Source organism: Amycolatopsis rhizosphaerae (assembly GCF_007713715.1).
Taxonomy (GTDB): domain Bacteria; phylum Actinomycetota; class Actinomycetes; order Mycobacteriales; family Pseudonocardiaceae; genus Amycolatopsis_E; species Amycolatopsis_E rhizosphaerae.
Genome location: NZ_VJWX01000799.1, coordinates 1 through 1,721 on the forward strand (window position 1 = coordinate 1; position 1,721 = coordinate 1,721).

The window sequence follows — 1,721 nt, forward strand, 5'->3', positions numbered from 1 at the left end:
GAGCGGGTTGGACGGCGCGACGCTGCCCACCACTTCCCCCACCTTGCCGGTGGCCTTCTCCGCGACCTTGCCCCCGACCTCTTCGACCTTGCCCGCGACCTGTCCGGTGACGTTCTTGAGCTGGTTGGTGACCATCCGGCTCACCTCCTGACGCGGCGAACCGTCGCCCGCGCGGCGGTCCGGGTCCGTGTCGCACGCTGGCGGGGCACGCCCTCGTCCTCACCGGACTCGTCGCGGCGCCGTGCCGCGGGCCGCTGGGCCGGTTCCCTTTCCTCTTCCGGGCCTTTTTCGGTCCGTTCGCCGCGGGGCGCCGGCGCTTCCCGGCTCTCCTTCGCGGCTTCGGCCGGTCGCTCTTCCGCTTCCTCGGTCGCGGCCTTGCCTTCGGCACCTTCCTCGGGCCCCTTGCCCTTGGTGTGCCCGTCACCGAGCGTCCGCTGCTGCAACCGGTCGTTGAGTGCGTCGATCCGGCCACTGGCCGCGGTGACGGCCGCGGTCTTCATCGCCTTGACCAGCTCGTCGCGGGCCAGGTCCGTCAGCTTGCCCAGTTCCTCCGTGGCACCGAGTTCGCTCAGCCCGCGCCGTACCAGATGCCGTGCCGAACCGCCGAGCGTGCCGGTCGCGATCATCAATGCCAACCGCATCTTCCGGGTCCGCCCGAGCAGGTAACCCGCCCCCACACCCAGTGCCAGTCCGCCTACCTTCATGATCTTCTCCTTCCCGCCGTCCGACGGCGGTGAGTTCGAGACGGGCACCCTCAAGGGCACTACCTGATCGAGCTACCCGCCCCCTGAAATGGCAAAACCGCCGTCGCGAACAAAAAAAGGTCTCCGGATACCGGCACGCAATCGTGATCTATTGACCGGAGGACGCCACTGTCCACAATGGCCACTCCTGCGGTCTTCCGGTCCACAACGGGCTCCAGGGGTGAACGGAGGGAGCGGCGGGTAACCCGCGGCGTGATGGCGACCCGTGTGCTTCCCCGCGCCCGCAGGACGGCCGTGCCCGGCCGGGCCGCGGTCGCGCTGATCTCGTTCGCCTTCACCACCGCGATGATCGGCACCACCCTGCCCACTCCGCTCTATCCGCTCTACCAGCGGGCGTTCGGGTTCGGGGAGCTGACGACCACGGTGGTGTTCGCCGTCTACGCCCTCGGCGTCATGGCCGCCCTGCTGCTGGCCGGGGGCTGGTCGGACCGGCTCGGCCGCCGCCCGATGCTGCGGGCGGGCCTCGCCCTGTCCGCGCTGGCCGCCGTGGTGTTCGTCCTGGCGGACTCGACGCCATGGCTGGCCGTGGGGCGCGTCCTCTCCGGGCTGTCGGCAGGCATCTTCACGGGCACCGCCACCGCGACCCTCGTCGACGTCGCCCCGCCCGGCAGCCGTGGGCGGGCGAGCCTGGTCGCCGCCGCGGCGAACATGGCGGGCCTCGGCCTCGGCCCCCTGCTCGCCGGTGTCCTCGCCCAGTACGCCCCCGCCCCGCTGCGGCTGTGCTATCCGGTCTACCTGGGGCTGGTCGCGCTGGCCGCCGTCGCCGTCGAAGCGGTCGCCGAACCCGTCCGGCGGCAGCCCCGGCCACGGCTGCGACCCCAGAAGATCACCGTGCCGCCCCAGGCCCGCGGCGTCTTCGTCCCCGCCGTGATCGCGGGTTTCGCCGGTTTCGCGGTGCTGGGGTTGTTCACCGCGGTCTCCCCGGCGTTTCTCGGCACCGTGCTGCACTACACGAAC

The 1,721-nt window shown here is 71.6% G+C and carries 2 protein-coding genes; one reads left to right on the forward strand and one right to left on the reverse strand.

From position 1 onward, the window contains the following. Nucleotides 1-140 precede the first annotated feature (140 nt). Nucleotides 141-704: a hypothetical protein gene (locus tag FNH05_RS36945; RefSeq protein ID WP_144593469.1), complete on the reverse strand. Its 564-nt coding sequence runs from the start codon at nucleotides 702-704 to the stop codon at nucleotides 141-143. A gap of 255 nt (nucleotides 705-959) precedes the next feature. Here FNH05_RS36945 and FNH05_RS36950 point away from each other — a divergent pair. After that, a partial coding sequence (locus FNH05_RS36950) for an MFS transporter (RefSeq protein WP_144593470.1) occupies nucleotides 960-1,721 on the forward strand: 762 nt, incomplete at its 3' end.